Raw genomic sequence first — 22,429 nt, 5'->3', positions numbered from 1 at the left:
GCGGGCTTGGCCGACGCAGGCTCGACCGGCTTTGCATTGGGCTCGGTCGACTTGGGCGTGGGGGCCTGGGTTGCGGTCGGTTTTGCGGCTGGAGTCGCCTTGGCCTTGGGTTCGTTTTTCGTGGCCGTGGGGGCGGCTTTTGCCGCTGCCGGTTTCTTCGCGGGCGCGGGCTTTGCCGCGGGAGCCGCCTCTGCCACCGACCGCTTGGCGAAGGGCGTGGCGTTGAGCCCCGCCTCGGTCATGATCCGAGCGACGCGCAATTGGCTCTCGACCATGTATCCGGTCAGGCGGATGCCCGCCGCGGAGAGCTTGAGCGGGAGATCAGGTACAAACATTGTGATCGTTCCTTCTCGTCAGGTCGTGCCGCTGATACAGCGCACAGGTGACAGGCGCGTAACGCGCATATGTTTCTGCAATGCAGCATCAGCGGTGCAAGGTCAAATCACATCGTGCGGATGCGGCGAAATCTCGCTGCACCGCGCACAGATTGCCTAGAAAATGGACAGGTCCGCTCAGCCGCCGTGCACGAGGGTCTGGAACAGGCGCGGGTCGAGGCTTGTCGCGGCGAAGGTATCGCCTTCGGTCAGCACGCTGACCGCGTCATGGCTGTGCAGGCTTTCCTGATGGCTTGCCACCACGCGGAAATCGCCGACCCGGGGTTCGGCCAGCAATTGCTCGCAGAACAGCCGCGCGGCGTCCTCGACGAAAACCGGGTTGGCCGCGTTCAGCTCGGCAAAGGCCTGCTCGTCCTCGCGCTTGACCATCACCTGCGTCTCGGTGGGTACGGCGCGGCGGGCAAGCTCGATCAGGTCCTCGAACCACAGGCAGTCGCCTTCGACCACCTCGACCGAGATGCGCGCCACCGAGCGCTGTGAATGCGGTGTGGCGAGCTGCCCGCGCGTGCGCCGCGCGTGTTCGCTGAGCTCGAGCGAGCAGGGACAGGTCGAGGAATAGACATAATCCACGTGCATGAACTTGCGCCGCACGCCGTCCGTCTCCACCACTTCCAGCGCGATGTCGTAATACTGGTAGCCCACCAACCCCGAGCGCAGCGCCTCGACCTTCATCGGGTAGGAGAGCCGCATCTGGAGGCGCGCATCAATGCTGTCGAGATCGGCGAGGTAGTCGTCGAGCGCCGCTGTCATCACCTCAAAGCTGAAGGTCTTTTCCGCATGGCGGTAGAAGCTGCGCATGATGCGCGACATGTTGATCCCCTTCTTGCCCGCCTCGAGGCTCACCGTGCCAGTGACCGAGGTCTCGAGCGTGAGATCGCCGTTGTCACGGGTGTGGTAGCGGATCGGCAGGCGGAAATTGGAAATCCCCACATGCTGCAATTGTTGCCGCGTTCCCCGGATAAGCGAGGACGGCCCGTTCTGAAGATCGGGCAGCGAGGCGCGGTAAGCGGCATCGGCGGCGAAACCCTCTGGATAGTCGCGCGACAGCGTCGGGTAATTCATCACCGCGTCGCCGGGCAGAAGCCGGGCGATCGCCGGGTCGAGGTCGGCCACCTCTTCGGGGGTGGCCGACTGCGCCCATTGGCGCAGCCGCGCGAGAGCGGCCTTCGCTTCGTCCCGGTCCGGGGTCGGCGCCATGTCAGACGGATGCACGTTCATAGATAGGATTCCCTGTCCGCTGTGCCGGAATTGACCATATAAGGTTTCCCTCCGGATTTCCAATCGCGTAACTTCATACGCGAAAACCGGCAGGACGGATCAAACCGCGTCGAGCGCCGCGCGCAGATCGGCCACGAGGTCGCCCGCATCCTCCAGCCCCACGCTGAACCGCACCAGCCCCGGCGTGATACCCAGCACGGCGCGCCGCTCCTCGGAAAGGCGCTGGTGGGTTGTGGTCGCCGGGTGGGTGACGATGGATTTGGCGTCGCCGAGGTTGTTGGAAATGAGCACGATTTCGAGCGCGTTGAGAAAGCGGAAAGCCGCCTCCTGCCCGCCCGTGATATCGAGCGCCAGCACGGTGCCGCCCTGCCCCATCTGCCGCATGGCCAGCGCGTGCTGTGGATGCTCCGGCAGGCCCGGATAGATCACCCGTACCCGCGCGTCGCCTGCAAGCGCCTCGGCGATGACCTGCGCGCTCGCGGCCTGCGCGCGCACGCGCAGGTCAATGGTCTCCAGCCCCTTGAGCATGACCCAGGCGTTGAACGGCGACAGCGCGCCCCCGGTATGCTTGAGATAAGGCTCCAGAACCTTGCGGATGAAGTCGCGCCGCCCCAGCACGACGCCGCCAAGGCACCGGCCCTGCCCGTCGATATGCTTGGTCGCCGAATAGACCACCACGTCGGCACCCTGCGCGATGGCGTCGGAATAGACCGGCGTGGCAAAGACGTTGTCCACCACCACCGTCGCGCCCACGTCATGGGCGATCCCGGCCACCGCCGCGATATCGACCACCTCGAGCGTCGGGTTGGCCACGGTCTCGAAGAACACCGCCTTGGTGCCGGGGCGCACCGCCGCGCGCCATTGGTCGAGGTCCGTGCCATCGACGAAGGTGACCTCGACACCGAAGCGCGTCAGCACCTCCTCCAGCACGTAGAGACAGGAACCGAAAAGCGCTTGTGCCGCGACCACATGATCGCCCGCCCTCAGCAACGCGGTGAGTGCGCCCGACACCGCCGCCATTCCGCTCGCTGTGGCAAAGGCGTCCTCGGCCCCCTCGAGGGCGGCGATGCGTTCCTCGAACATGGCAACGGTCGGGTTGCCGTAGCGGGCATAGATGAACTCGTCCTCGCCCGCCTCGATGAACCGCGCCTGCGCCGCCTCGGCGGTCTCGTATACGAATCCCTGCGTGAGAAAGAGCGCCTCGCTCACCTCGCCATACTGGCTGCGCCGCGTGCCACCATGCACCAGTTTCGTGCGTGTCTTCATGTATCACCTCCGGGCGTGCCGCCCATGAAAAAAGCCCCGTTCGCGGTCAAGCGAAAGGGGCCTTTCTCCTGACCTCTTTAGCGGGATGTTTAACGTGGCCCGCAATCCGGTAACAAATCGCCACGTCGCACCGATTATCCGCAGTCCGCGCGCGCGTCAACACTGTCACGCAGGCTTAACCAAAACGTCACCGCTTCGAAATATCCCCGGCCTACACCGCAGCCACAAGATGTAGTGGGATGTGCACGCCATGCCGATCATTCACGTCAATGCCGGTGACAGGCTGCCTTGCACGCTCTCTCTCGACGAGTGTGGACCGGTGATCATCATGGTGCACGGGTTCAAATACGCCCCCGGCCACGTCACCGAATGCCCGCACCGCCATATCTTCGCGCTCGACCCCGCGCGCGACTGCTTCAAGGTGGTGAGTTGGCCGCGGGGCCTCGGCTTCGACGGGCGTGCCCCGGGAGAGGGGTTGGCAATCGGCTTTGGCTGGAACGCGCGCGGCTCGCCGTGGCGTGCCTACGGCGAGGCCGCGCGTGCAGGGCAAGCGCTGGCAGACCTCGTCTCGGCTGTCCGGCGGCGGACCCCGCACCGTCCCGTCCACGCCATCGCCCACTCCTTTGGTGCGCGGGTCGTGCTCGCGGCTCTGGCGCATCTCGCACCCGGTGCGCTGGGGCGAATCATCCTGCTGGCGGGGGCCGAGTTCGGCCATCTCGCGGGGGCCGCGCTCGACACGCCCGCAGGCCGCGCCGCCGAGATCGTCAACGTCACCACGCGCGAGAACGATCTCTACGATGCGCTGCTCGAATGGCTGATGCCGGCGCCCGCGCGCGGCGACCGCAGCCTCGGGCTGGCGCTGCGCCCGGGTGCCAACGTGCTAACGCTGCAACTCGACGATGGCGACACGCTTGCGGCTCTCGGGCGCGCGGGGTTTGATATCGCGCCGCCCACCGCGCGCGTCTGCCACTGGTCGCCCTATACCCGCGCGGGCGCCCTGCCCTTCTACGCGCGGCTCCTGCGCGAGCCCGAGCGCCTCACCCTCGCACAGCTTCGCGCCGCGCTACCCGCGCGCGCCACGCCGCGCTGGTCGCGGATCGTGCCCGATCTGCGCCTGCCCTTGCCAATCGGGCGCAAGCCGTCATTCTGACCGGGCCACAGCCCCGGAGGATGCCATGACCAACCCGATCGACCTGTATTACTGGCCCACACCCAACGGCTGGAAGATATCCATCGCGCTGGAGGAGATGGGCCTGCCCTATCGCTGCCACCTCGTCGATATCGGCGCGGGCGATCAGCACAAGCCCGAGTTCCTGGCCATCTCGCCCAACAACCGCATCCCGGCGATCACCGATCCGGATGGGCCGGGGGGCGCGCCGATCAACATCTTCGAATCGGGGGCGATCCTGCAATATCTGGCGCGAAAGACCGGGCGCTTTTACGGCGAGACGGAGCGCGAGCGTATCGCCGTGGAGGAATGGCTCATGTGGCAGATGGGCGGCGTCGGACCGATGGCGGGACAGGCACATCATTTCCTGAAATTTGCCAAGGAGGATATCCCCTACGCCAAGGACCGCTATCGCGGCGAGGTGGCCCGGCTCTACGGCGTGCTCGACTGCAGGTTGGCGGAAAACCGCTACGTCGCGGGCGATTTCTACTCCATCGCCGACATGGCGCTATGGGGGTGGTGCTCGCTGTGGGAGGGCCAGCAGCAGACGCTGGACGACAAGCCGCATTTTGCCCGCTGGCTGGAGGAGGTGAGCGCGCGGGAGGGCGTGCGCCGGGGCCGCGCGCTTCATGCCGACAAACGCCGCGACCCGACGGCAAAGCCCGCCTGATCCGCGCAGTCGCGAACCTGATACGAACCGTCACGAAAGGGTAGACAGCCCAAGAGCGGACGGCTTAGGGTCAACACACTGTTACACCCGTCCCTAAACAAGCCGGGCAAACATCACCACAGGGGGACTACGATGAAACTGACCGCACTTCTTTCCACCGTCGCGGCGCTGGCTTTGGCCGCACCCGCGCATGCCGAGTTCAAGCTGGGCGACCGCTATACCGACAATGACGGCGATCTCGTCGCCGACATCCCCGAGGACGAATCGAAATGGCTCGATCCGGACACGATCATCTTTGCCTATACCCCGGTCGAGGACCCGGCTGTCTATGCCGAGGTCTGGCAGGGTTTTCTCGATCACATGGCCGAGGTGACCGGCAAGAAGGTGCAATTCTTCCCGGTGCAATCGAACGCCGCGCAGATCGAGGCGATGCGCGCCGGACGCCTGCACGTCGCGGGCTTCAATACCGGGTCGAATCCCCTGGCCGTGGCCTGCGCGGGCTTTCGTCCGTTCACCATGATGGCCGCCGCTGACGGCTCCTTCGGCTACGAGATGGAGATCCTCACCTATCCCGGCTCCGGGATCGAGAGCGTCGAGGACCTCAAGGGCAAGGAGCTGGCCTTTACCTCCGAGACCTCGAATTCGGGCTTCAAGGCGCCATCGGCCATCCTCAAGGCCGAGTTCGGCCTGGAGGCGGGCCGCGATTTCGAGGCGGTCTTCTCGGGCAAGCATGACAACTCGATCCTCGGTGTCGCCAACCAGGATTACATGGCCGCCTCGATTGCCAACTCGGTCAAGGCGCGGATGATCGACCGCGAGGTGGTTACCGAGGATCAGCTCGAGGTGCTCTACAAGTCGCAGACCTTCCCCACCACCGGCTATGGCGTGGTCCACAACCTGCGCCCCGACCTTCAGGAGAACATCAAGGAGGCGTTTGCCACCTTCGAGTGGGAAGGCTCCAAGCTGGAGGAAGAGTTCAAGAAATCCGGAGAGGCGCAGTTCGTTCCGATCACGTTCAAGGAGCACTGGTCGGTCATCCGCACCATCGATGCGGCCAACGACGTCGAATATAACTGCAACTGAGCCTTCTTCCCCGTCAGGATCGGCGCGGGCGGTATCGTGCTGCCCGTGCCCGTTTTCGGAAAGTAACCGGACATGCTGCATCTCAAGGGTCTCGGCAAGACCTACAAGACCGGCGACACGGCGCTCAGCGACGTGACGCTTTCGGTGCCCAAGGGCCAGATCATGGGGCTGATCGGGCCGTCAGGCGCGGGCAAATCGACGCTCATCCGTTGCATTAACAGGCTGGTAGAACCCACCGCCGGCGCGGTTCTGCTGGGCGATATCGACCTGGCAAAGCTGGGCAAGCGCGAGCTGCGCCGCCAGCGGCGGCGGATCGGCATGATCTTTCAGGAATACGCGCTGGTCGAGCGGCTTACGGTGATGGAGAACGTGCTCTCGGGTCGCCTCGGCTATGTGCCGTTCTGGCGTAGTTTCCTGCGCCGCTACCCGCCTGCCGATATCCGCAACGCTTACCGCCTGCTCGACCGGGTCGGGTTGATGGACCACGCTGACAAGCGCGCCGACGCGCTGTCGGGCGGGCAGCGGCAACGGGTGGGCATCGCGCGCGCCCTGGCACAGGAACCCGAACTCCTGCTCGTGGACGAACCCACCGCCAGCCTCGACCCCAAGACCAGCCGCCAGATCATGCGCCTGCTTACGGAAATCTGTGCCGAGCGTGACCTGCCCGCCATCGTCAACATCCACGACGTGCCGCTGGCGCAGCAATTCATGCAACGCATCGTGGGGCTGCGTGCGGGCCGCGTGGTCTTTGACGGCGCGCCCGAGACGCTGACCGAGGCGGCGCTGACCGAAATCTACGGTGCCGAAGACTGGCACGCCATGCGCGCGGGCGATGCCGAGCAGGCCGAGGCCGAAGCCGAGGCGAAGGCACGGATGGAGGCGCTCGCCTGATGGCCGACGCCTACCCCACCACATGGAAGCGCCCGCCGCAGATCGTGACCGACCGCCGCTGGCGTCTTGCGCTGCAAATCGGCGTCGTGCTCTACCTCGTGCTGGCCATCGGCACGCTCGAAGTGGACTGGGCGCGCGTCGCCGCCGGGCTGGAACGCGGGCAACGCTTCGTCATGGGATTTCTCACGCCGGATTTCACCAGCCGCTGGATCGATATCCGCCAGGGACTGATCGAAAGCCTGACCATGACGCTCACCTCCACCGTGATCGGCGTCATCATCTCGGTGCCCATCGGCGTCGGCGCGGCGCGCAACCTCGCGCCGCGCGCGATCTACTATGTCTGCCGCGGCATCATCGCGGTCAGCCGCGCGCTGCAGGAAATCATCATCGCCATCTTCCTCGTGGCGATGTTCGGCTTCGGGCCATTCGCGGGCTTCCTCACGCTCAGCTTCGCGACCATCGGCTTCATCGCCAAACTGCTCGCCGACGATATAGAGGAGATCGACGAGGCGCAGGCCGAGGCGATCCGCGCCACCGGGGCCTCGTGGTGGCAACTCGTGAATTACGCGATCCAGCCGCAGGTGATGCCCCGCCTGATCGGGTTGTCGCTCTACCGGCTCGACATCAATTTCCGCGAGAGCGCGGTGATCGGCATCGTCGGCGCGGGTGGGATCGGCGCGACGCTCAACACCGCCATCGACCGCTATGAATATGACAGCGCGGGCGCGATCCTGCTAATCATCATCGGCATCGTGATGGTGGCGGAATACGGCTCCAGCTACCTGAGAAAGTTCCTGCAATGAGCGAGATCACGCATCATTCCGAGGTTTGGGCGCATCGCACGCCGCGCAAGCGGCTGGTGATGTGGCTCGGCTGGCTGGCGCTGGTGGCGCTGTTCGTGTGGTGCTGGCAGGTAATGACGGAAAACACCATCTGGGCGTTCGTCGCCGACGCACCGCGACAGGCGGCCGATATCGGAGGCCGGATGGTACCGCCGCGCCTCAGCTACCTGCCAGAGCTGATGGTGCCGCTCTGGGACACGATCAACATCGCCACGCTGGGCACGCTGGGCGGCGTCATCATGGCGGTACCGGTGGCGTTCATCGCGGCGCGCAACACCACGCCTTCGCAGCACATCCTGCGGCCCATCGCCCTTTTCATCATCGTCGCCTCGCGCTCGATCAACTCGCTGATCTGGGCACTGCTCTTGGTGGCGATCATCGGGCCGGGCATCCTCGCGGGGATCGTCGCCATTGCGCTGCGCTCCATCGGTTTTGTCGGCAAGCTGCTCTACGAGGCGATCGAGGAGACCGACGCGCGCCAGATCGAGGCGGTGCAGGCCACGGGTGCGAGCCCTGCGCAGGTGGTCAGCTACGGCATCGTGCCGCAGATCATGCCCGCCTTCTGGGGAATCTCGGTGTTTCGCTGGGACATCAATATCCGCGAGAGCACCATCCTGGGGCTGGTCGGCGCGGGCGGCATCGGGCTCAAGCTGCAGGCCTCGCTCAACGTGCTGGCCTGGCCGCAAGTGACGGTGATCCTGCTGTTGATCCTCGCCACCGTGGTGCTGAGCGAATGGGTCTCGGCGCGGGTGCGCCACGCGATCATCTGACCGCGCGGCGCGTCTGGGCCGCGCTCAGGCGCTCAGCAGGCGGTAGATCTCGTCCTTCAGCCGCGCGCGTTCCTTGCGCAGGTCCATCTCGGCCAGGTCGTCCATCGGCTCGACAAGTGTCTCGGCGCGGTGCACCTTGCGGTTCACCTCGTGATACTCCTCCGCCAACCGCGCGAAGTGCGGATCGGCCTGTTTCATCTCGCCGATTCTCTCGGCGAATTGCGGAAATTCCTCGTGAAGCTCGTGGGGGGTGTTGGACATCGCGCGCCTCCTGTTGTTTGCCTGCCAACCCACCCTAATGGGGGCGGGCGCGACGCACCTTGACCCGGATCAAACCGGGCGGGCGCGCAGGGGGCGACTTGCGGCGGCGCGGGGCCGCGCGTCAGCGCCGGGCACGTCGCCAGCCTGCGGCGCGCGCTTCGGCCTCCGAGCAGAACCAGCGTTCGCCCTGCCCAGGCCGGATCACCGTGCGCGCGTAATCCGCCTGCCCCGGCAGGTGGTGGATACGCTTGCCCGAGCGGCTGATATTGCCCTTGATCGCGCAATCCGGGTCGGGTGCGGCGGTCTGCGTCGCGCGATCCTCGCGCACGGCGCGGCGATGGTCCGCTGGCCGGTCGAAGCGGTGCGCGTGCAGCCCGATCCCGGCGATGACGGCGCGTTTCTCGTCGAGGTCATAAGCCATCGAGTACTTGCGATAGGCCAGCGCCAGCCCCTCGGTCACCAGCATCCGGCCCACGTCCTGCCCAGCCACCGCGCAGGTGGCGACGGTACGCCCGTAACGATCGGTATCGACCGTGTCACAGCGCGCCATGCGGCCCCCGATCCGCCTACGCACCTGATCGGCGGCCCATGTGCCGCAATCCCATGCCACGCCATCCGCGTTGGTGCAGCGCTGCCCCAGTTCGGGCGCGTCGATGCCGTGCAGGCGCACCCGCGTGGCCCCCACGTCGAGCGTATCGCCATCGACCACGCGCACCGGCCCGCCGAACCCCTGCGCAATGACCGCGGCGGGGAACATTGTAAGAACGATCAGTAAAGAAATCCTTAACATGCCCCCTTATTGCGGGAGGGGATGCCGCTTTTCAATACAGAACGTGAACAAAGAGTTAATGCGCGATCACCGCTGCGCGTGTTCCCAATCGGGGTGCAGCCACGGGGCCGCGTTGTCCGGCGGCAGGCGGCGGCCCAGCACCGCGTCGGCAATTTTCTCGCCCGCCATGATCGACGGGGCGTTGAGATTGCCGTTCGTGATGCGCGGGAAGATGCTCGAATCGGCCACGCGCAAGCCGTCGACCCCGATCACCCGCCCATCGGGATCGACCACGGCATCGCTGTCATCCGCACGGCCCATCCGGCAGGTGCCGCAGGGGTGATAGGCGCTCTCGGCGTGTTCGCGGATGAAATCGTCAAGTTCATCGTCGCTCTGAACCGCCGCCCCCGGTTGGATTTCATGGCGCACATAGGGCGCAAAGGCCTCCTGCGCGAAAATCTCCCGCGTCAGCCGGATGCAGCGCCGGAAATCTATCCAATCGCTCTCCGCGCTCATGTAGTTGAAGCGGATCACCGGGTCGTCGGCGGGATCGCTGCTGCGCAAGGTGATCGTGCCGCGAGATTCGCTGCGCATCGGGCCGACATGGGCCTGAAAGCCGTGCCCCTCGGCCGCCGCCTTGCCGTCATAGCGCACGGCAATGGGCAGGAAATGAAACTGGATATCGGGGTAATCGACACCCGCGCGGGAACGGATGAAACCGCAGCTCTCGAACTGGTTCGAGGCTCCCGGCCCCTGCCGACCCAAAAGCCATCGCAGCCCGACCCAGCCCTTGCCGAAAAGGTTCCAGTACTTGAAGAGGCTCACCGGCTGGCTGGCGGCCATCTGGACGTACAGCTCCATGTGATCCTGCAGGTTCGCACCAACGCCGGGCCGGTCGGCCACAACCGCGATGCCGTGCTCGGAGAGATGCGCCGCCGGACCGATTCCCGACAGCATCAGCAGCTTCGGCGAGTTGATCGAAGAGGCCGTGAGAATCACCTCGGCGCGCGCGCGCACCACCTCGCGCCGTCCGCCGCGCAGCACCTCTACGCCGGTTGCGCGGCCCTCATGGGTCACCACGCGCTGCACCAGCCCGCGCAGAAGGTCGCAATTCTCGCGCTTCAGGGCCGGTCTCAGGTAGGCATTCGCCGCTGACCAGCGCTGGCCCTTGTGGACCGTCATCTCGAAGGGGCCGAACCCCTCCTGCTTTTCGCCGTTATAGTCGTCGGTCCGCTGGTATCCCGCCTGCACCCCCGCCTCGACGAAGGCACGCACCAGCGGGTTGTCGCGCTTGCCGCGGCTTACATGCAGCGGACCATCGGTGCCGCGCCACGCCGGGTCGCCGCCATGCCCGCCGGCGTCCCAGGCCTCCATCCGCTTGAAATACGGCAGCACGTCCGCGTAGCCCCAGCCGTCGCAGCCCTGATCGCGCCAATGGTCGTAGTCGTGCGCGTGGCCGCGCACATAGACCATGCCGTTGATCGAGCTTGAGCCGCCGATCACCTTGCCGCGCGGACAGGCCAGCCGCCGCCCGCCGAGGTGCGGCTCGGGCTCGGTCTGGTAGCCCCAGTCGTAGCGGCGCATGTTCATCGGATAGCTGAGCGCCCCGGGCATCTGGATGAAGGGGCCGGCATCGGTGCCGCCATGCTCGATCACCAGCACGGACTTGCCGGCCTCGCTGAGCCGGTAAGCCATGGCGCAGCCCGCGCTGCCCGCGCCCACGATGACGTAGTCGGCCTCCATCAGCACCTCCTCCGGTTGCCCGCGTGGGAGCGTGGATATCCCTGGCAAGATGACGCCATCATACGCCCCCCTATTCGCCCCGCGGAAAACGCTGGTTTTCCTCGACCACGTTGAGGTCCATGTGGTTGCGCATGTAGCGCTCCGATGCCTTTTGCAGCGGTTGGTAATCCCACGGGTAATAGCCGCCCTGACGCAGTGCCTCGTAGACCACCCAGCGGCGCGCCTGGCTCTCACGCACCTGCGCATCGAAGGCGTCGAGATCCCAGCGCGCCGCGGCCTTGGCCTGCAACTGCGCCAGCGTGCCGGCATGGGCGGGGTCATCCGCGAGATTGGTCAGCTCGTGCGGGTCGGCCTCCAGGTCAAAAAGTTGATCGGGGTCGAGCGCGCAGCGATTGTATTTCCACTTGCCATACCGCAGCGAGACGAGCGGCGCGTAGCTTGCCTCGGCCGCGTATTCCATCGCCACCGGGGCGTCGCGTTTGCCGCCCTGTCCGAGATGGACCAGCGATTGCCCCTCGGTCCAGGGCATCACCTCGGACATGTCGGCACCACCCAGGTCACAGAGCGTCGGGCAGACGTCGATATTGCTCACCGGGTCGGTCACGAGGCCCGGCGCCATATCCGGGGCACAGATCATCAGCGGCACGCGGGACGAGCCCTCGTAGAACGACATCTTGAACCACAACCCACGCTCGCCCAGCATGTCGCCGTGATCCGACACGAAGAGGATCACAGCCTCTTGCCGCGTGGCCTCCAGCGCCGCCATCACCTCGCCGATCTTGTCATCGAGATAGGAGATATTGGCGAAATAGGCGCGGCGAGAGCGGCGGATGTCTTCCTCGGTGATGTCGAACGCCCGCCAGTCATTGGCATCGAAAATGCGCTGTGAATGCGCGTCGTGATCTTCGTAGGCCATGGCGGGCACCTCCGGCAGGAGATGCTCGCAATCCTCGTAAAGGTCCCAGTACTTGCGCCGCGCGACGTAGGGGTCATGCGGATGGGTAAAGCTCACCGTCAGGCACCACGGCCGCGCATCGTGGCCGCGGGCGAGATCATAGACCTTCTGCGCGCCGTGAAAGGCCACCTCGTCATCGTATTCCATCTGGTTGGAAATCTCGGCCACGCCGCTGCCGGTGACCGAGCCGAGGTTGTGGTACCACCAGTCGATCCGCTCGCCCGGCTTGCGGTAATCCGGCGTCCAGCCAAAATCTGCGGGGTAGATGTCGGTGGTGAGCCGCTGCTCGAAGCCGTGCAACTGATCCGGGCCGACGAAATGCATCTTGCCCGAGAGACAGGTCTGATAGCCCGCCCGGCGCAGGTGGTGGGCATAGGTGGGGATATCCGCCGAGAACTCGGCGGCGTTGTCGTAGACGCGGGAGCGCGAGGGCAGCAGCCCCGACATGAAACTCGCCCGCCCCGGCGCGCAGAGCGGGCTGGCCGTATAGGTATTGGCAAACCGCGTCGAGCGCGCCGCCAGCTTTGCGAGATTGGGCGCGTGCAGCCACTCTGCCGGGCCATCGGGAAACAGCGTGCCGTTGAGCTGGTCGACCATGAAAATCAGGATATTGGGGGCGGTCATCAAGGCTCCTTCGCATACATCAAAGAGGTGTCGAGGTAGCGCAGCAGCACGTCGATGGCGGGTCCGGGTGCAGTTTCACCCTCGCCCAGCGCCTGCCGGATATAGAGCCCGTCGATCATAGCCGCCAAGCCACGGGTCAGGGTTTGCGCCTCGGCCCGCGTGATCTGCCGGAAGGCGTGGTAGAGGTTCGAGCGCAACCGCCGCTGATAGACATGCAACAACCGCCGCGCCGCGTCAGAGCGTTGCGCCTGCACATAGAAATTGAGCCAGGCGGCAACCATCTCGGGTCGGAACTGCGCCGGGGTAAAGCTGGCGCGGATGATCGCCTCGACGCGTTGGCGCGGGGTTCGCGCCATGCTGAGCGCGCCGCGCACCTCGGCACCGTAGAGCGACAGCACGTGGCGCATGGCAGCGGCGAACAGCGCTTCCTTGGAACCGAAATAGTGATGCGCCAGCGCCGAGGACATGCCCGCGCGCCGCGCGATCTGTGCCACGGTGACATCAAGCGCGCCGCGCGCGCCGATCTCGTGAATCGTGGCCTCGACCAGCGCGCTGCGCCGTATCGGCTCCATTCCGACCTTGGGCATTCGGCCCTCCCACTGCGTGCTTGCCACATTGGCGTAATCATGTTTAATTGACTCGTCAATCAAGAAACGCGGAGGATCGCAGCTCAGCATCAACCGCCCTGCCGGGCATCAAGGACGTTGTAATTCACTGCACCGTCATATTAGCCTACTCTTATCGCAACTGACCGCCGCGGCACCTGGGGCACCCTGCCCGACAGCCCGCAGAGCAAGGTCAGGATCAATAACGCAAAGGGAGACCACCAACATGACCATACTGAATTCCGGCCGCATGAATCGTCGCGGCTTCATGGCCACGACCACCGGTGCGGCACTTGTCGCGGGCCTGCCGCTGAGCGCGCGCGCCCAGCCCAAGCGCGGCGGCAACCTGCGGGCCGGTATCGCCCATGGGGCCACCACCGACACGCTCAACCCTGCCACCTATGAAAACGTCTATTCCCAGTCCGTGGCCTTCGCTATCCACGGCCGGCTGACCGAGGTCGCCGCCGATGGCTCGCTCAAGCCGGAACTGGCCGAAAGCTGGGAAGCCTCGGACGACGCCTCGGTCTGGCGTCTCAAGATTCGCAAGGGCGTCACCTTCCATTCCGGCAAGGCGCTGGTGCTTCAGGACGTGATCAATTCGATCAACTTCCACCGGGGCGAGGATTCAACCTCGGCCGCCGGGCCTCTCGTGGCGTCGATTCAGGATATCGCGACAGAGGGTGACGACACGGTTATCTTTACACTCGACGGCGGCAATGCCGACTTCCCCTTCATCCTCAGCGACTATCACCTGGTGATCTGCCCCGCCGATGGCGACAGCATCGACTGGAAATCGGGAGATGGCTGCGGCAGCTACGTCCTGAAGGATTTCAAACCCGGCGTCTCCTACACCGTGGAACGCAACGAAAACCATTGGCGCGACGATGTCGGCTGGTTCGACAGTGTCGAGGTGTATACCCTGGCCGATCAGAACGCGCGCACCACGGCGCTGATCTCGGGCGATGTCGACGTGGTCGATCGGCTGGACCTGAAAACGGTGGGCATGGTCGCGCGCAACGACAATATCGAGATCAACTCTGTCGCGGGCACGCAGCACTATACCTTCGCGATGGACACCCGCGCGGAGCCCTACAGCAACAACCATGTGCGCCTTGCACTGAAATACGGCCTCGACCGTCAGGAACTGGTGGACAAGATCCTCTTTGGCTACGGATCGGTCGGCAACGACCACCCGATCGGTGAGGGTCAGCGCTTCTACAACACCGAGTTGGAGCAGAAAACCTACGATCCCGACAAGGCGAAATTCCATCTCAAGAAGGCCGGTCTCGACAGTGTGGACGTGCAACTCTCCGCTGCAGATGCGGCCTTTGCGGGCGCGGTGGATGCGGCCGTGCTTTATCAAAGCTCGGCCAAGGCGGCGGGCATCAATCTTACACCCGTGCGCGAGGCCAACGACGGCTACTGGTCGGATGTCTGGATGAAAAAGCCGTTCTGCGCCGTCTACTGGTCGGGTCGCCCGGTGGAGGACCAGATGTTCTCGACCGCCTATAAAAGCGGGGCCTCGTGGAACGACAGCTTCTGGAGCAATGACCGCTTTGACGAATTGCTGGTCAAGGCGCGCTCGGAACTCGACGAGGCCAAGCGCCGCGACATGTATTTCGAGATGCAGGCGCTTGTCAGCAACGAGGGCGGGGTCATCATCCCGATGTTCGCCAACTACGTCTACGCCAATTCCAAGAAAGTGGCCCATCCCGAGAAGCTTGGCTCCAACTGGGACATGGATGGCCTGCGCTTCATCGAGCGCTGGTGGATGGCCTGAACCTGACCGCTTGTACCGTCAGCCGGGGCCCGGGGGTATCATTCTCCGGGCCCTTGGCCAAGCGGGCCACACGCCCGAACAACCGATAACGGGAGAAACATATGACCCTCAAGACAACGCTTTCCGCCCTCGCGCTGGCCACCGCCGCAGGCCCCGCACTCGCCAATTGCGAGAGCGTCACCTTCTCCGATGTGGGCTGGACCGACATCACGGCCACCACCGCCGCGACCACGGTCGTGCTGGGGGCACTGGGCTATGAGACCGAGACCAAGGTGCTCTCGGTGCCGGTGACCTATACCTCGCTCGCCGCCGGTGACATCGACGTGTTCCTCGGCAACTGGATGCCCACGATGGAGGGCGACATCGCCCCCTACCGCGAGGCTGGCACCGTGGACACCGTGCGCGCCAACCTCGAAGGGGCGAAATACACGCTGGCCACCAATGCCGCCGGGGCAGAGCTCGGCATCACCTCTTTCGGCGCCATCGCCGAGCATGCCGACGCGCTCGACGAGACGATCTACGGCATCGAGCCGGGCAATGATGGCAACCGCCTGATCCTTGACATGATCGAGGCCGACGCCTTTGGCCTCAAGGGCTTCGAGGTCAAGGAAAGCTCGGAACAGGGCATGCTCGCGCAGGTCAGCCGCGCCGACCGCCGCGAAGAGCCGATCGTCTTCCTCGGCTGGGAGCCGCACCCGATGAACGCCAATCACGACATGACCTACCTGACCGGCGGGGATGACTGGTTCGGCCCCGATCTCGGTGGCGCCACGGTCTATACCAATATCCGCGCGGGCTATGTCGAGGAATGCCCGAACGTCGGCAAGCTGCTCACCAATCTCGAATTCACGCTGGCCATGGAAAACGAGATCATGGGCGCGATCCTCAATGACGGCACCGACCCCGAAGAGGCGGCGACCGCATGGCTCAAGGCCAATCCCGGCGTGCTGGGCGGCTGGCTCGACGGCGTGACCACGCAGGATGGTGGCGACGCGATGGCCGCGGTCAAGGCTGAACTGGGTCTCTGATGTCCTTCTCGTGCCGCCCCGGCCCTGACACGGGGCGGCACCTCTCTTCCTGCTTCCGAACATTCAAAGTCAAGGCATTCCCATGGACTGGCTGAGCGATTACAAGATTCCCGTCGGCAACTGGGCCGAGGATTTTTTTCTCTGGCTTCAGGACAACGCCGCCGGGTTCTTCGACGCGCTTGCCCTCCTCATGGAGGCGCTGATCGACGCCTTTCTCTGGGTGCTTCAGACGCCGCATCCACTGGTGATCATCGCCGTCTTCGTGGGCCTCACATGGGCGCTTCAGCGCAACTGGAAAACCTGCCTTTTCGTGGCCCTGGGCTTTCTCTTCATCCTCAACCAGGGCTATTGGGAGGAAACCACCGAGAGCCTCACGCTGGTGCTGTCGTCCTGCATCTTCTGCATGGCGATAGGCGTGCCCATCGGCATCGCCGCCGCGCACCGTCCGCGGCTCTATGACGGGATGCGGCCGGTGCTCGACCTGATGCAGACGCTGCCGCCCTTCGTCTACCTGATCCCGGCGATCGTGTTCTTCGGCATCGGCATGGTGCCCGGTCTCATCGCCACGGTGATCTTCGTGGTCCCTGCCCCCATCCGCCTGACGCATCTGGGCATTGCCAACACGCCGCAGCCGCTGCTGGAGGCGGCGCAGGCGTTCGGCGCCACCAATCACCAGACGCTGTGGAAGGTCGAGCTGCCCTACGCCCTGCCGCAGATCATGGCCGGCCTCAACCAGACCATCATGCTGTCGCTCTCGATGGTGGTGATCGGCGCGCTTGTCGGCGCGGACGGGCTCGGCGTGCCGGTGCTGCGGGCGATCAACACGGTCAACATCTCGCTCGGGTTTGAATCGGGGCTGATGATCGTCGTCGTCGCCATCGTGCTCGACCGGATGCTGCGCATGGAGGGCCAGAAATGAGCCAGACCGCCGTTCGCTTCGACCGCGTCTCTATCGTCTTTGGCGACGCGCCCGAGGCCGCGCTGCCGCTGATGGACGAGGGCCGCGAGCGCGGTGATATCCAGCAGGAAACCGGCCAGATCCTCGGTGTGCACGATTGCGACCTGTCGGTGGAAACGGGCGAAATCCTCGTGCTGATGGGGCTGTCTGGCTCGGGAAAATCCACGCTCCTTCGCGCGGTCAACGGGCTCAACCCGGTGGTGCGCGGCAAGGTCGAGGTGAACGACGGCGACACCATGGTGGACGTCACCAACGCCGATGCCGCCACCCTGCGCCGCCTGCGCCAGCACCATATCGCGATGGTGTTCCAGCAATTCGGCCTGTTGCCGTGGCGCAGCGTGGCGGAGAACGTGGGGCTGGGCCTCGAACTCGCGGGCATCCCGAAATCCGAGCGCGAGCGACGGGTGACCGATCAATTGGCACTGGTCAATCTCTCCGACTGGGCCGACCGACGCGTGGCCGAGTTGTCGGGCGGGATGCAGCAGCGCGTGGGCCTCGCCCGTGCCTTTGCCACCGATGCGCCGATCCTGTTGATGGACGAGCCCTTCTCGGCGCTCGATCCGCTCATTCGCACGCATCTTCAGGACGAACTCATCGACCTGCAAAAGACGCTGGGACGCACCATCATCTTTGTCAGCCACGATCTCGACGAGGCGTTCAAGCTGGGCGACCGCATCGCCATAATGGAGGGCGGGCGCATCGTGCAATGCGGCACGCCGCAGGACATCTTTACCAACCCCGCCACCGGCTACGTGGCCGATTTCGTGGCGCACATGAACCCACTGGGCGTGCTCTGCGCCCGCGACGTGATGGAGCCCGCGAAGGGCACGCCCGACGCCACCGTATCCGCCGACGCGACCATACAGGCGGTGATGGAGGCGGCCCAGGGCCATGACGCGCCGGTGGGCGTCGTCGAGGATGGCGCGTTGCTGGGCCAGATCACCCGCAACCGCATCCTCGCCAAGCTGCTCGACCCGCGCACCTGACGCGCCCCACCAGAAACAGGAACCCCGATGCGCGCCGCCCTGCTCTCCCGCTTCGCCGATCCGGTCGAGATCACCGACCTGCCAGACCCCGCCTGCCCACGCGATGGCGCGGTGATCGCGGTGCGCGCCTGCGGCGTGTGCCGCTCGGATCATCACGCCTGGAAAGGGGCTGACCCAGACGTGGTGCTGCCCCACGTCATGGGCCACGAATTCGCCGGAGAGGTGATCGAGACCGGGCCGGAATGCCGTGCTTTCCATGTGGGCGAGCGCGTCACCGCGCCGTTCATCCTCGGTTGCGGCACCTGCCCCGATTGCCGCGGTGGCGAGCCCACGATCTGCGACCATCAGCAGGTCGTCGGGTTCAGCCAATGGGGGGCGTTTGCCGAGCGCATCGCCATCCCGCGCGCTGATTTCAACCTCGTGCGCCTGCCCGACGCGATGGACTACGCCGCTGCCGCGGGCATGGGCTGCCGCGTCACCACCGCGTTCCGCGCGCTGGTGGACCGCGCAGGGCTCGCGCCCGGCGAATGGCTGGCAGTACATGGCTGCGGCGGGGTGGGCCTGTCGGCCATCCTGATCGCGGCGGCGCTCGGCGCGCGCATCCTCGCGGTGGACGTGAATCCAGCGGCGCTGGCGCTGGCGCGCGAACTTGGGGCCACGGCGGCGCTTGATGCGAGCACCACCGATGACGTGGGCGGGGCAGTGCGTGACCTGACGGGCGGCGGCGCGGATGTCTCGCTCGACGCTCTGGGAATCACCGCGACCTTTCACAACTCGTTGAACAGCCTGCGCAAGATGGGGCGGCACGTGCAGATCGGAATGCCGCTCGGCGACCACGCCACGCCCGACCTGCCGCTGCTGGACCTCGTCTATGCCCGCCAGATCACGCTGCACGGTACGCGCGGCATCGGCGCGCATCGCTACGCCGCGCTGATGGGGATGATCGCCGCCGGACGGCTCGACCCCGCCCGCCTCGTCACCCACCGGATCGGGCTCTCGGGGCTCCATGCCGCGCTCGCCGCGATGGACGGCTATAGCGGCGCCGGGGTGACGGTGGTCGATGACATGACCGCCTGAGCCGTCATCACAACGCCGCTTTTCCGGCATCGCCTTGCCGCGAAATCCTGCTCTCCTGTTGCCACTGCATACGGCACGGGCGGCTCCCGGTCGCCCTGCCCAACCACAAGGATGAGGCAGATGACCGAGCAAGAAACCACTCGCAGTGGCCCGCCGCGCCCCCCGCGCCCGCCCCGCGACGACAAGCGCACGCGTCCCACCCCCACTCCGATCTTTCGCGATTTCGCGAGTATCTGAGAGGCCGGGGCCCCTGATCCGGAGTTAATGGTCGAGAGCGGCCGCTCGCGTGGGTCGCGCAGCGTGCGGCCCTACCAGATATCCGCTCGATTGAGCCCCGCGGCACAGACCGGCCCTCCGCCGCGCGATCCCGTCGATGATCTCCATGACCAACCTTTCCAACGAAAAAGGGCCGCGCCCCTCGCCGGGGTGCGGCCCTCGCTCAACTCGCAGGCAGCGCGGTCAGCCGACCAGCTCAAGCCCCGAAAAGAAATAGGCAATCTCGACCGCCGCAGTCTCAGGCGCGTCCGATCCGTGGACCGAATTCTCGCCGACCGACTCGGCGAATTCCGCGCGGATCGTGCCCGGTGCGGCATCGGCGGGGTTCGTGGCTCCCATCACTTCGCGGTTCTTGGCGATGGCGCCCTCGCCTTCCAGCACCTGAACCACCACCGGCGCGCTCGCCATGAACTCGCACAGCTCACCATAAAACGGGCGCTCCTTGTGCACGGCATAGAAGGTGCCCGCCTGCGCCGGGGTCATCTGGATTCGCTTCTGCGCGATGATGCGCAGCCCGGCCTCCTCGAACTTGGCGTTGATCTTGCCGGTCAGGTTGCGCCGGGTGGCGTCGGGTTTGATGATGCTCAGGGTGCGTTCCACAGCCATGTCAGCCTCTTTTGTCAGGGTGATGCCGCCGGGAGACACCCCGCGCAGCTTGATCGCGGGTCCCGTAGCATGAGGCTTGCGCGTTGAAAAGCCGCGATTGACGCTGGCCGCGGCATGGGGCATCCCCCATCCCATGCTACGCATCGACGACATCACCTACGCCATTGCCGGACACCGCCTGTTCGAGAACGCCTCGGCCCTCATTCCCGAGGGGCACAAGGTCGGGCTCGTGGGGCGCAACGGCACCGGCAAGACCACGCTCTTTCACCTGATCCGGGGCGAGATGGCGCTGGAGGGCGGGGCGATCTCGCTGCCCCGGCGCGCCCGCATTGGCGGCGTGGCGCAGGAGGTGCCGGGCAGCGACGTGTCTCTCATCGACACGGTGTTAAGCTTCGACACGGAACGCTCTGATCTTCTTGAGAAATCCGAGAGCGAGACCGACGGCACCCGGATCGCCGAAATCCAGACAAGGCTCGCCGATATCGACGCCTGGTCCGCCGAGGCGCGGGCGAGCGCGATCCTCAAGGGGCTGGGCTTTACCGATGACGAACAACTCATGCCCTGCTCGGCCTTTTCGGGGGGCTGGCGGATGCGGGTGGCGCTGGCGGGGGTGCTGTTCGCCGCGCCCGACCTGCTGCTGCTCGACGAGCCGACGAACTACCTCGATCTCGAGGGCGCGCTGTGGCTCGAAAGCTACCTCGCGCGCTACCCGCATACCGTGCTCATCATCAGCCACGATCGCGGGCTCCTGAACCGCGCGGTCGGCTCGATCCTGCATCTGGAGGACCGAAAACTCACGCTTTATCAAGGGGGTTACGACAAGTTCGCCGAAACGCGCGCCGCCCGCATCGCCGCCGCGCAATCCGAGGCCAAGAAGCAGGAGGCGCGCCGCGCGCATCTGCAATCCTATGTCGACCGCTTCCGCTACAAGGCCGACAAGGCCAAGCAGGCGCAGGCGCGGATCAAGGCGCTGGCGCGGATGCAGCCCATCTCGGCCCCGCAGGAGGCGGCGTTGAGGCGGTTCACATTCCCGGAACCGGAGGGTCTGTCTCCGCCGATCCTGCGGTTGGAGGGGGCGGCCACGGGTTATGACGGCAGCGCGGTGCTGAGTCGGCTGGATTTGCGCATCGACCAGGATGACCGGATCGCGCTTCTGGGCCGCAACGGCGAAGGAAAATCCACGCTTTCCAAACTGTTGGCTGGCAAACTTGATCTGCTTGACGGGCGCGTTCACAAGGCCGCCCGCCTGCGCGCGGGGTACTTCGCACAGCACCAGGTGGACGAGCTGCATATCGACGAGACACCCCTCGATCATATCCGCCGCTTGCGCCCGGGCGAGACGCCCGCGCGGCTCCGCGCGCGGCTCGCGGGGTTTGGAATTGGCCCGCAACAGGCTGAAACTAAAGTGGAAAATCTATCCGGCGGGCAGAAGGCGCGGCTGTCGCTGATGCTCGCCACGGTGGATGCGCCGCATATGCTGATCCTCGACGAGCCGACCAACCACCTCGATATCGAGAGCCGCGAGGCGCTGGTCGAGGCGCTGACCGCCTATACCGGCGCGATCATCCTGGTGAGCCACGACATGCACCTGCTGAGCCTGGTGGCGGACCGGCTGTGGCTGGTCAAGGGCGGCACGGTGACACCCTACGAGGGCGATCTCGAAAGCTATCGCGCGATGCTGCTGGCTCCGCCAGATAACGTGAAGAAAGCCTCTCAAAGAACTGTAAAGAAGAAGGAAAAGCCATCGCGCGAGGCGATCCTGAAGCTGCGGCAGGAGGTGCGTTCCTGCGAATCGCGGGTCGAGAAGCTGATGGAGATGGAGGGCAAGGTCGCCAGCAAGCTGGCCGATCCCGACATCTACGAGGATCCCGGCACGCTCGCCACCTGGCAGCGCAAGTATGCCGAGATCGAGGACGGTATCGCCCGCGCCGAAACGCTGTGGGAGGCCGCCCTCGCCCGGCTGGAAAAGGCGGAAGGCTGAGGGCGAACCTCACGGTTCAAGGCGCGAACCGCACGGTTCAGAGCGCGGAGCGCGCGGTGCCGTCAGAATCCGGCAACCGCCGCCACTGGGCGAGCCCGAGGGCGCCGACCATGACCGCCACGGCGAGCGCCGCGATGCGGCCGCCGGGCGTGACGATCCAGACCCCGGCGAAGATCAGTGCGAGCGTCGCCACCACCCAGGCCGCGTCGCCCATGCAGAAGAACAGCACCTCGGCGCGGCGCGGCGCGCGGCCGCCCCGCACGCTCAGCCACAACAGCGCGGCATTTCCGATGAGTCCCGCCCCGAGCGCGGCGACGAGCCAGGCGGGCGGCGTGCCCAACCCGGTCGCCACCGGCCCCGGGGCAGCCAGGAACAGCACACCGAAGCCGAGACAGGACAGCGCGTTGAGGCGCAAGACGGTTGCAAGTGTCATGAGAGACCTCCATCATTGTCAACGTAATTGACAAGATATCGGAG

The 22,429-nt window shown here is 65.7% G+C and carries 21 protein-coding genes, 1 pseudogene and 1 riboswitch; of the genes and pseudogenes, 12 read left to right on the top strand and 10 right to left on the bottom strand.

The features are described from left to right. The 3 genes and pseudogenes from CRJ03_RS12405 to metZ all read right to left on the bottom strand — a co-directional run. Positions 1-335, bottom strand: a pseudogene (locus CRJ03_RS12405) (hypothetical protein); the annotation flags it as partial. A gap of 177 nt (positions 336-512) precedes the next feature. Beyond that, positions 513-1,613: a GTP cyclohydrolase FolE2 gene (gene folE2 / locus CRJ03_RS12400; protein WP_104019166.1), complete on the bottom strand. Its 1,101-nt coding sequence runs from the start codon at positions 1,611-1,613 to the stop codon at positions 513-515. 99 nt (positions 1,614-1,712) lie between these two features. Then, positions 1,713-2,879 carry an O-succinylhomoserine sulfhydrylase gene (metZ, locus tag CRJ03_RS12395; protein WP_104019165.1) on the bottom strand — a complete coding sequence of 389 codons (1,167 nt, stop codon included), beginning with the start codon at positions 2,877-2,879 and terminating at the stop codon, positions 1,713-1,715. Between the two features lie 56 nt (positions 2,880-2,935). Further along, a riboswitch (SAM riboswitch) is annotated at positions 2,936-3,013 on the bottom strand. A gap of 116 nt (positions 3,014-3,129) precedes the next feature. On the opposite strand from metZ, the gene CRJ03_RS12390 reads away from it, so the two are divergent. The 6 genes from CRJ03_RS12390 (at position 3,130) to phnE (CRJ03_RS12365) (ending at position 8,303) form a co-directional block, all read left to right on the top strand. Next, complete coding sequence (locus CRJ03_RS12390; protein WP_104019164.1) at positions 3,130-4,029, top strand: DUF726 domain-containing protein; 900 nt, start codon at positions 3,130-3,132, stop codon at positions 4,027-4,029. A 25-nt stretch (positions 4,030-4,054) separates the two neighbouring features. Further along, complete coding sequence (locus CRJ03_RS12385) at positions 4,055-4,717, top strand: glutathione S-transferase N-terminal domain-containing protein (protein ID WP_104019163.1); 663 nt, start codon at positions 4,055-4,057, stop codon at positions 4,715-4,717. Positions 4,718-4,849: 132 nt separating this feature from the next. Next, positions 4,850-5,800 (top strand): phosphate/phosphite/phosphonate ABC transporter substrate-binding protein, encoded by a 951-nt coding sequence (phnD, locus tag CRJ03_RS12380; protein WP_104019162.1) that lies wholly within the window; start codon positions 4,850-4,852, stop codon positions 5,798-5,800. Between the two features lie 72 nt (positions 5,801-5,872). Continuing rightward, on the top strand, positions 5,873-6,691 hold the full coding sequence (phnC, locus tag CRJ03_RS12375) for a phosphonate ABC transporter ATP-binding protein (RefSeq protein WP_104019161.1): 819 nt from the start codon (positions 5,873-5,875) through the stop codon (positions 6,689-6,691). Then, positions 6,691-7,494 carry a phosphonate ABC transporter, permease protein PhnE gene (phnE, locus tag CRJ03_RS12370; RefSeq protein WP_104019160.1) on the top strand — a complete coding sequence of 268 codons (804 nt, stop codon included), beginning with the start codon at positions 6,691-6,693 and terminating at the stop codon, positions 7,492-7,494. Before phnC ends, phnE (CRJ03_RS12370) begins: the two co-directional genes overlap by 1 nt. Next, a complete protein-coding gene (gene phnE / locus CRJ03_RS12365; protein WP_104019159.1) occupies positions 7,491-8,303 on the top strand; it encodes a phosphonate ABC transporter, permease protein PhnE in 813 nt (270 codons plus the stop codon). Before phnE (CRJ03_RS12370) ends, phnE (CRJ03_RS12365) begins: the two co-directional genes overlap by 4 nt. A gap of 24 nt (positions 8,304-8,327) precedes the next feature. Here phnE (CRJ03_RS12365) and CRJ03_RS12360 read toward each other — a convergent pair whose 3' ends face one another. The 5 genes from CRJ03_RS12360 to betI form a co-directional block, all read right to left on the bottom strand. After that, positions 8,328-8,564 carry an HP1242/YdcH family protein gene (locus CRJ03_RS12360; RefSeq protein WP_104019158.1) on the bottom strand — a complete coding sequence of 79 codons (237 nt, stop codon included), beginning with the start codon at positions 8,562-8,564 and terminating at the stop codon, positions 8,328-8,330. Positions 8,565-8,685: 121 nt separating this feature from the next. Beyond that, positions 8,686-9,354, bottom strand: coding sequence for a thermonuclease family protein (locus CRJ03_RS12355; protein ID WP_104019157.1), 669 nt, complete (start codon positions 9,352-9,354; stop codon positions 8,686-8,688). 66 nt (positions 9,355-9,420) lie between these two features. Next, positions 9,421-11,076, bottom strand: a complete 1,656-nt coding sequence (gene betA, locus CRJ03_RS12350; RefSeq protein WP_104019156.1) for a choline dehydrogenase — start codon at positions 11,074-11,076, stop codon at positions 9,421-9,423. 70 nt (positions 11,077-11,146) lie between these two features. Beyond that, a complete protein-coding gene (gene betC, locus CRJ03_RS12345) occupies positions 11,147-12,655 on the bottom strand; it encodes a choline-sulfatase (RefSeq protein WP_104019155.1) in 1,509 nt (502 codons plus the stop codon). Next, a complete protein-coding gene (gene betI, locus CRJ03_RS12340) occupies positions 12,655-13,242 on the bottom strand; it encodes a transcriptional regulator BetI (protein ID WP_240611656.1) in 588 nt (195 codons plus the stop codon). The genes betC and betI overlap by 1 nt, the downstream gene beginning before the upstream one ends. Before the next feature lie 244 nt (positions 13,243-13,486). Here betI and CRJ03_RS12335 point away from each other — a divergent pair, with 244 nt between their 5' ends. From CRJ03_RS12335 to CRJ03_RS12315, 5 genes are all read left to right on the top strand, one after another. Beyond that, positions 13,487-15,040 carry an ABC transporter substrate-binding protein gene (locus CRJ03_RS12335; RefSeq protein ID WP_104019153.1) on the top strand — a complete coding sequence of 518 codons (1,554 nt, stop codon included), beginning with the start codon at positions 13,487-13,489 and terminating at the stop codon, positions 15,038-15,040. A gap of 101 nt (positions 15,041-15,141) precedes the next feature. Next, entirely contained in the window at positions 15,142-16,068 is a 927-nt protein-coding gene (locus tag CRJ03_RS12330) for a choline ABC transporter substrate-binding protein (protein ID WP_104019152.1), read from the top strand. Between the two features lie 82 nt (positions 16,069-16,150). Further along, positions 16,151-16,987, top strand: a complete 837-nt coding sequence (gene choW / locus CRJ03_RS12325; protein ID WP_104019151.1) for a choline ABC transporter permease subunit — start codon at positions 16,151-16,153, stop codon at positions 16,985-16,987. Further along, complete coding sequence (choV, locus tag CRJ03_RS12320; protein WP_104019150.1) at positions 16,984-18,012, top strand: choline ABC transporter ATP-binding protein; 1,029 nt, start codon at positions 16,984-16,986, stop codon at positions 18,010-18,012. The genes choW and choV overlap by 4 nt, the downstream gene beginning before the upstream one ends. 27 nt (positions 18,013-18,039) lie before the next feature. Next, positions 18,040-19,089 carry a zinc-dependent alcohol dehydrogenase family protein gene (locus tag CRJ03_RS12315; RefSeq protein WP_104019149.1) on the top strand — a complete coding sequence of 350 codons (1,050 nt, stop codon included), beginning with the start codon at positions 18,040-18,042 and terminating at the stop codon, positions 19,087-19,089. Positions 19,090-19,548: 459 nt separating this feature from the next. On the opposite strand, the gene ndk is transcribed toward CRJ03_RS12315, so the two are convergent. Beyond that, positions 19,549-19,971: a nucleoside-diphosphate kinase gene (ndk, locus tag CRJ03_RS12310; RefSeq protein WP_104019148.1), complete on the bottom strand. Its 423-nt coding sequence runs from the start codon at positions 19,969-19,971 to the stop codon at positions 19,549-19,551. A 133-nt stretch (positions 19,972-20,104) separates the two neighbouring features. On the opposite strand from ndk, the gene CRJ03_RS12305 reads away from it, so the two are divergent. Then, entirely contained in the window at positions 20,105-21,952 is a 1,848-nt protein-coding gene (locus CRJ03_RS12305) for an ABC-F family ATP-binding cassette domain-containing protein (RefSeq protein ID WP_104019200.1), read from the top strand. A 37-nt stretch (positions 21,953-21,989) separates the two neighbouring features. Here the strand turns inward: CRJ03_RS12305 and CRJ03_RS12300 are convergent, their stop codons facing one another. Further along, positions 21,990-22,385: a hypothetical protein gene (locus CRJ03_RS12300; protein WP_104019147.1), complete on the bottom strand. Its 396-nt coding sequence runs from the start codon at positions 22,383-22,385 to the stop codon at positions 21,990-21,992. Between the last annotated feature and the right edge of the window lie 44 nt (positions 22,386-22,429).

Source organism: Roseovarius nitratireducens, assembly GCF_002925845.1.
Taxonomy (GTDB): domain Bacteria; phylum Pseudomonadota; class Alphaproteobacteria; order Rhodobacterales; family Rhodobacteraceae; genus Roseovarius; species Roseovarius nitratireducens.
The sequence above is the reverse complement of the archived record's forward strand: the minus strand, read 5'-3'. Positions and strand labels throughout refer to the sequence as shown.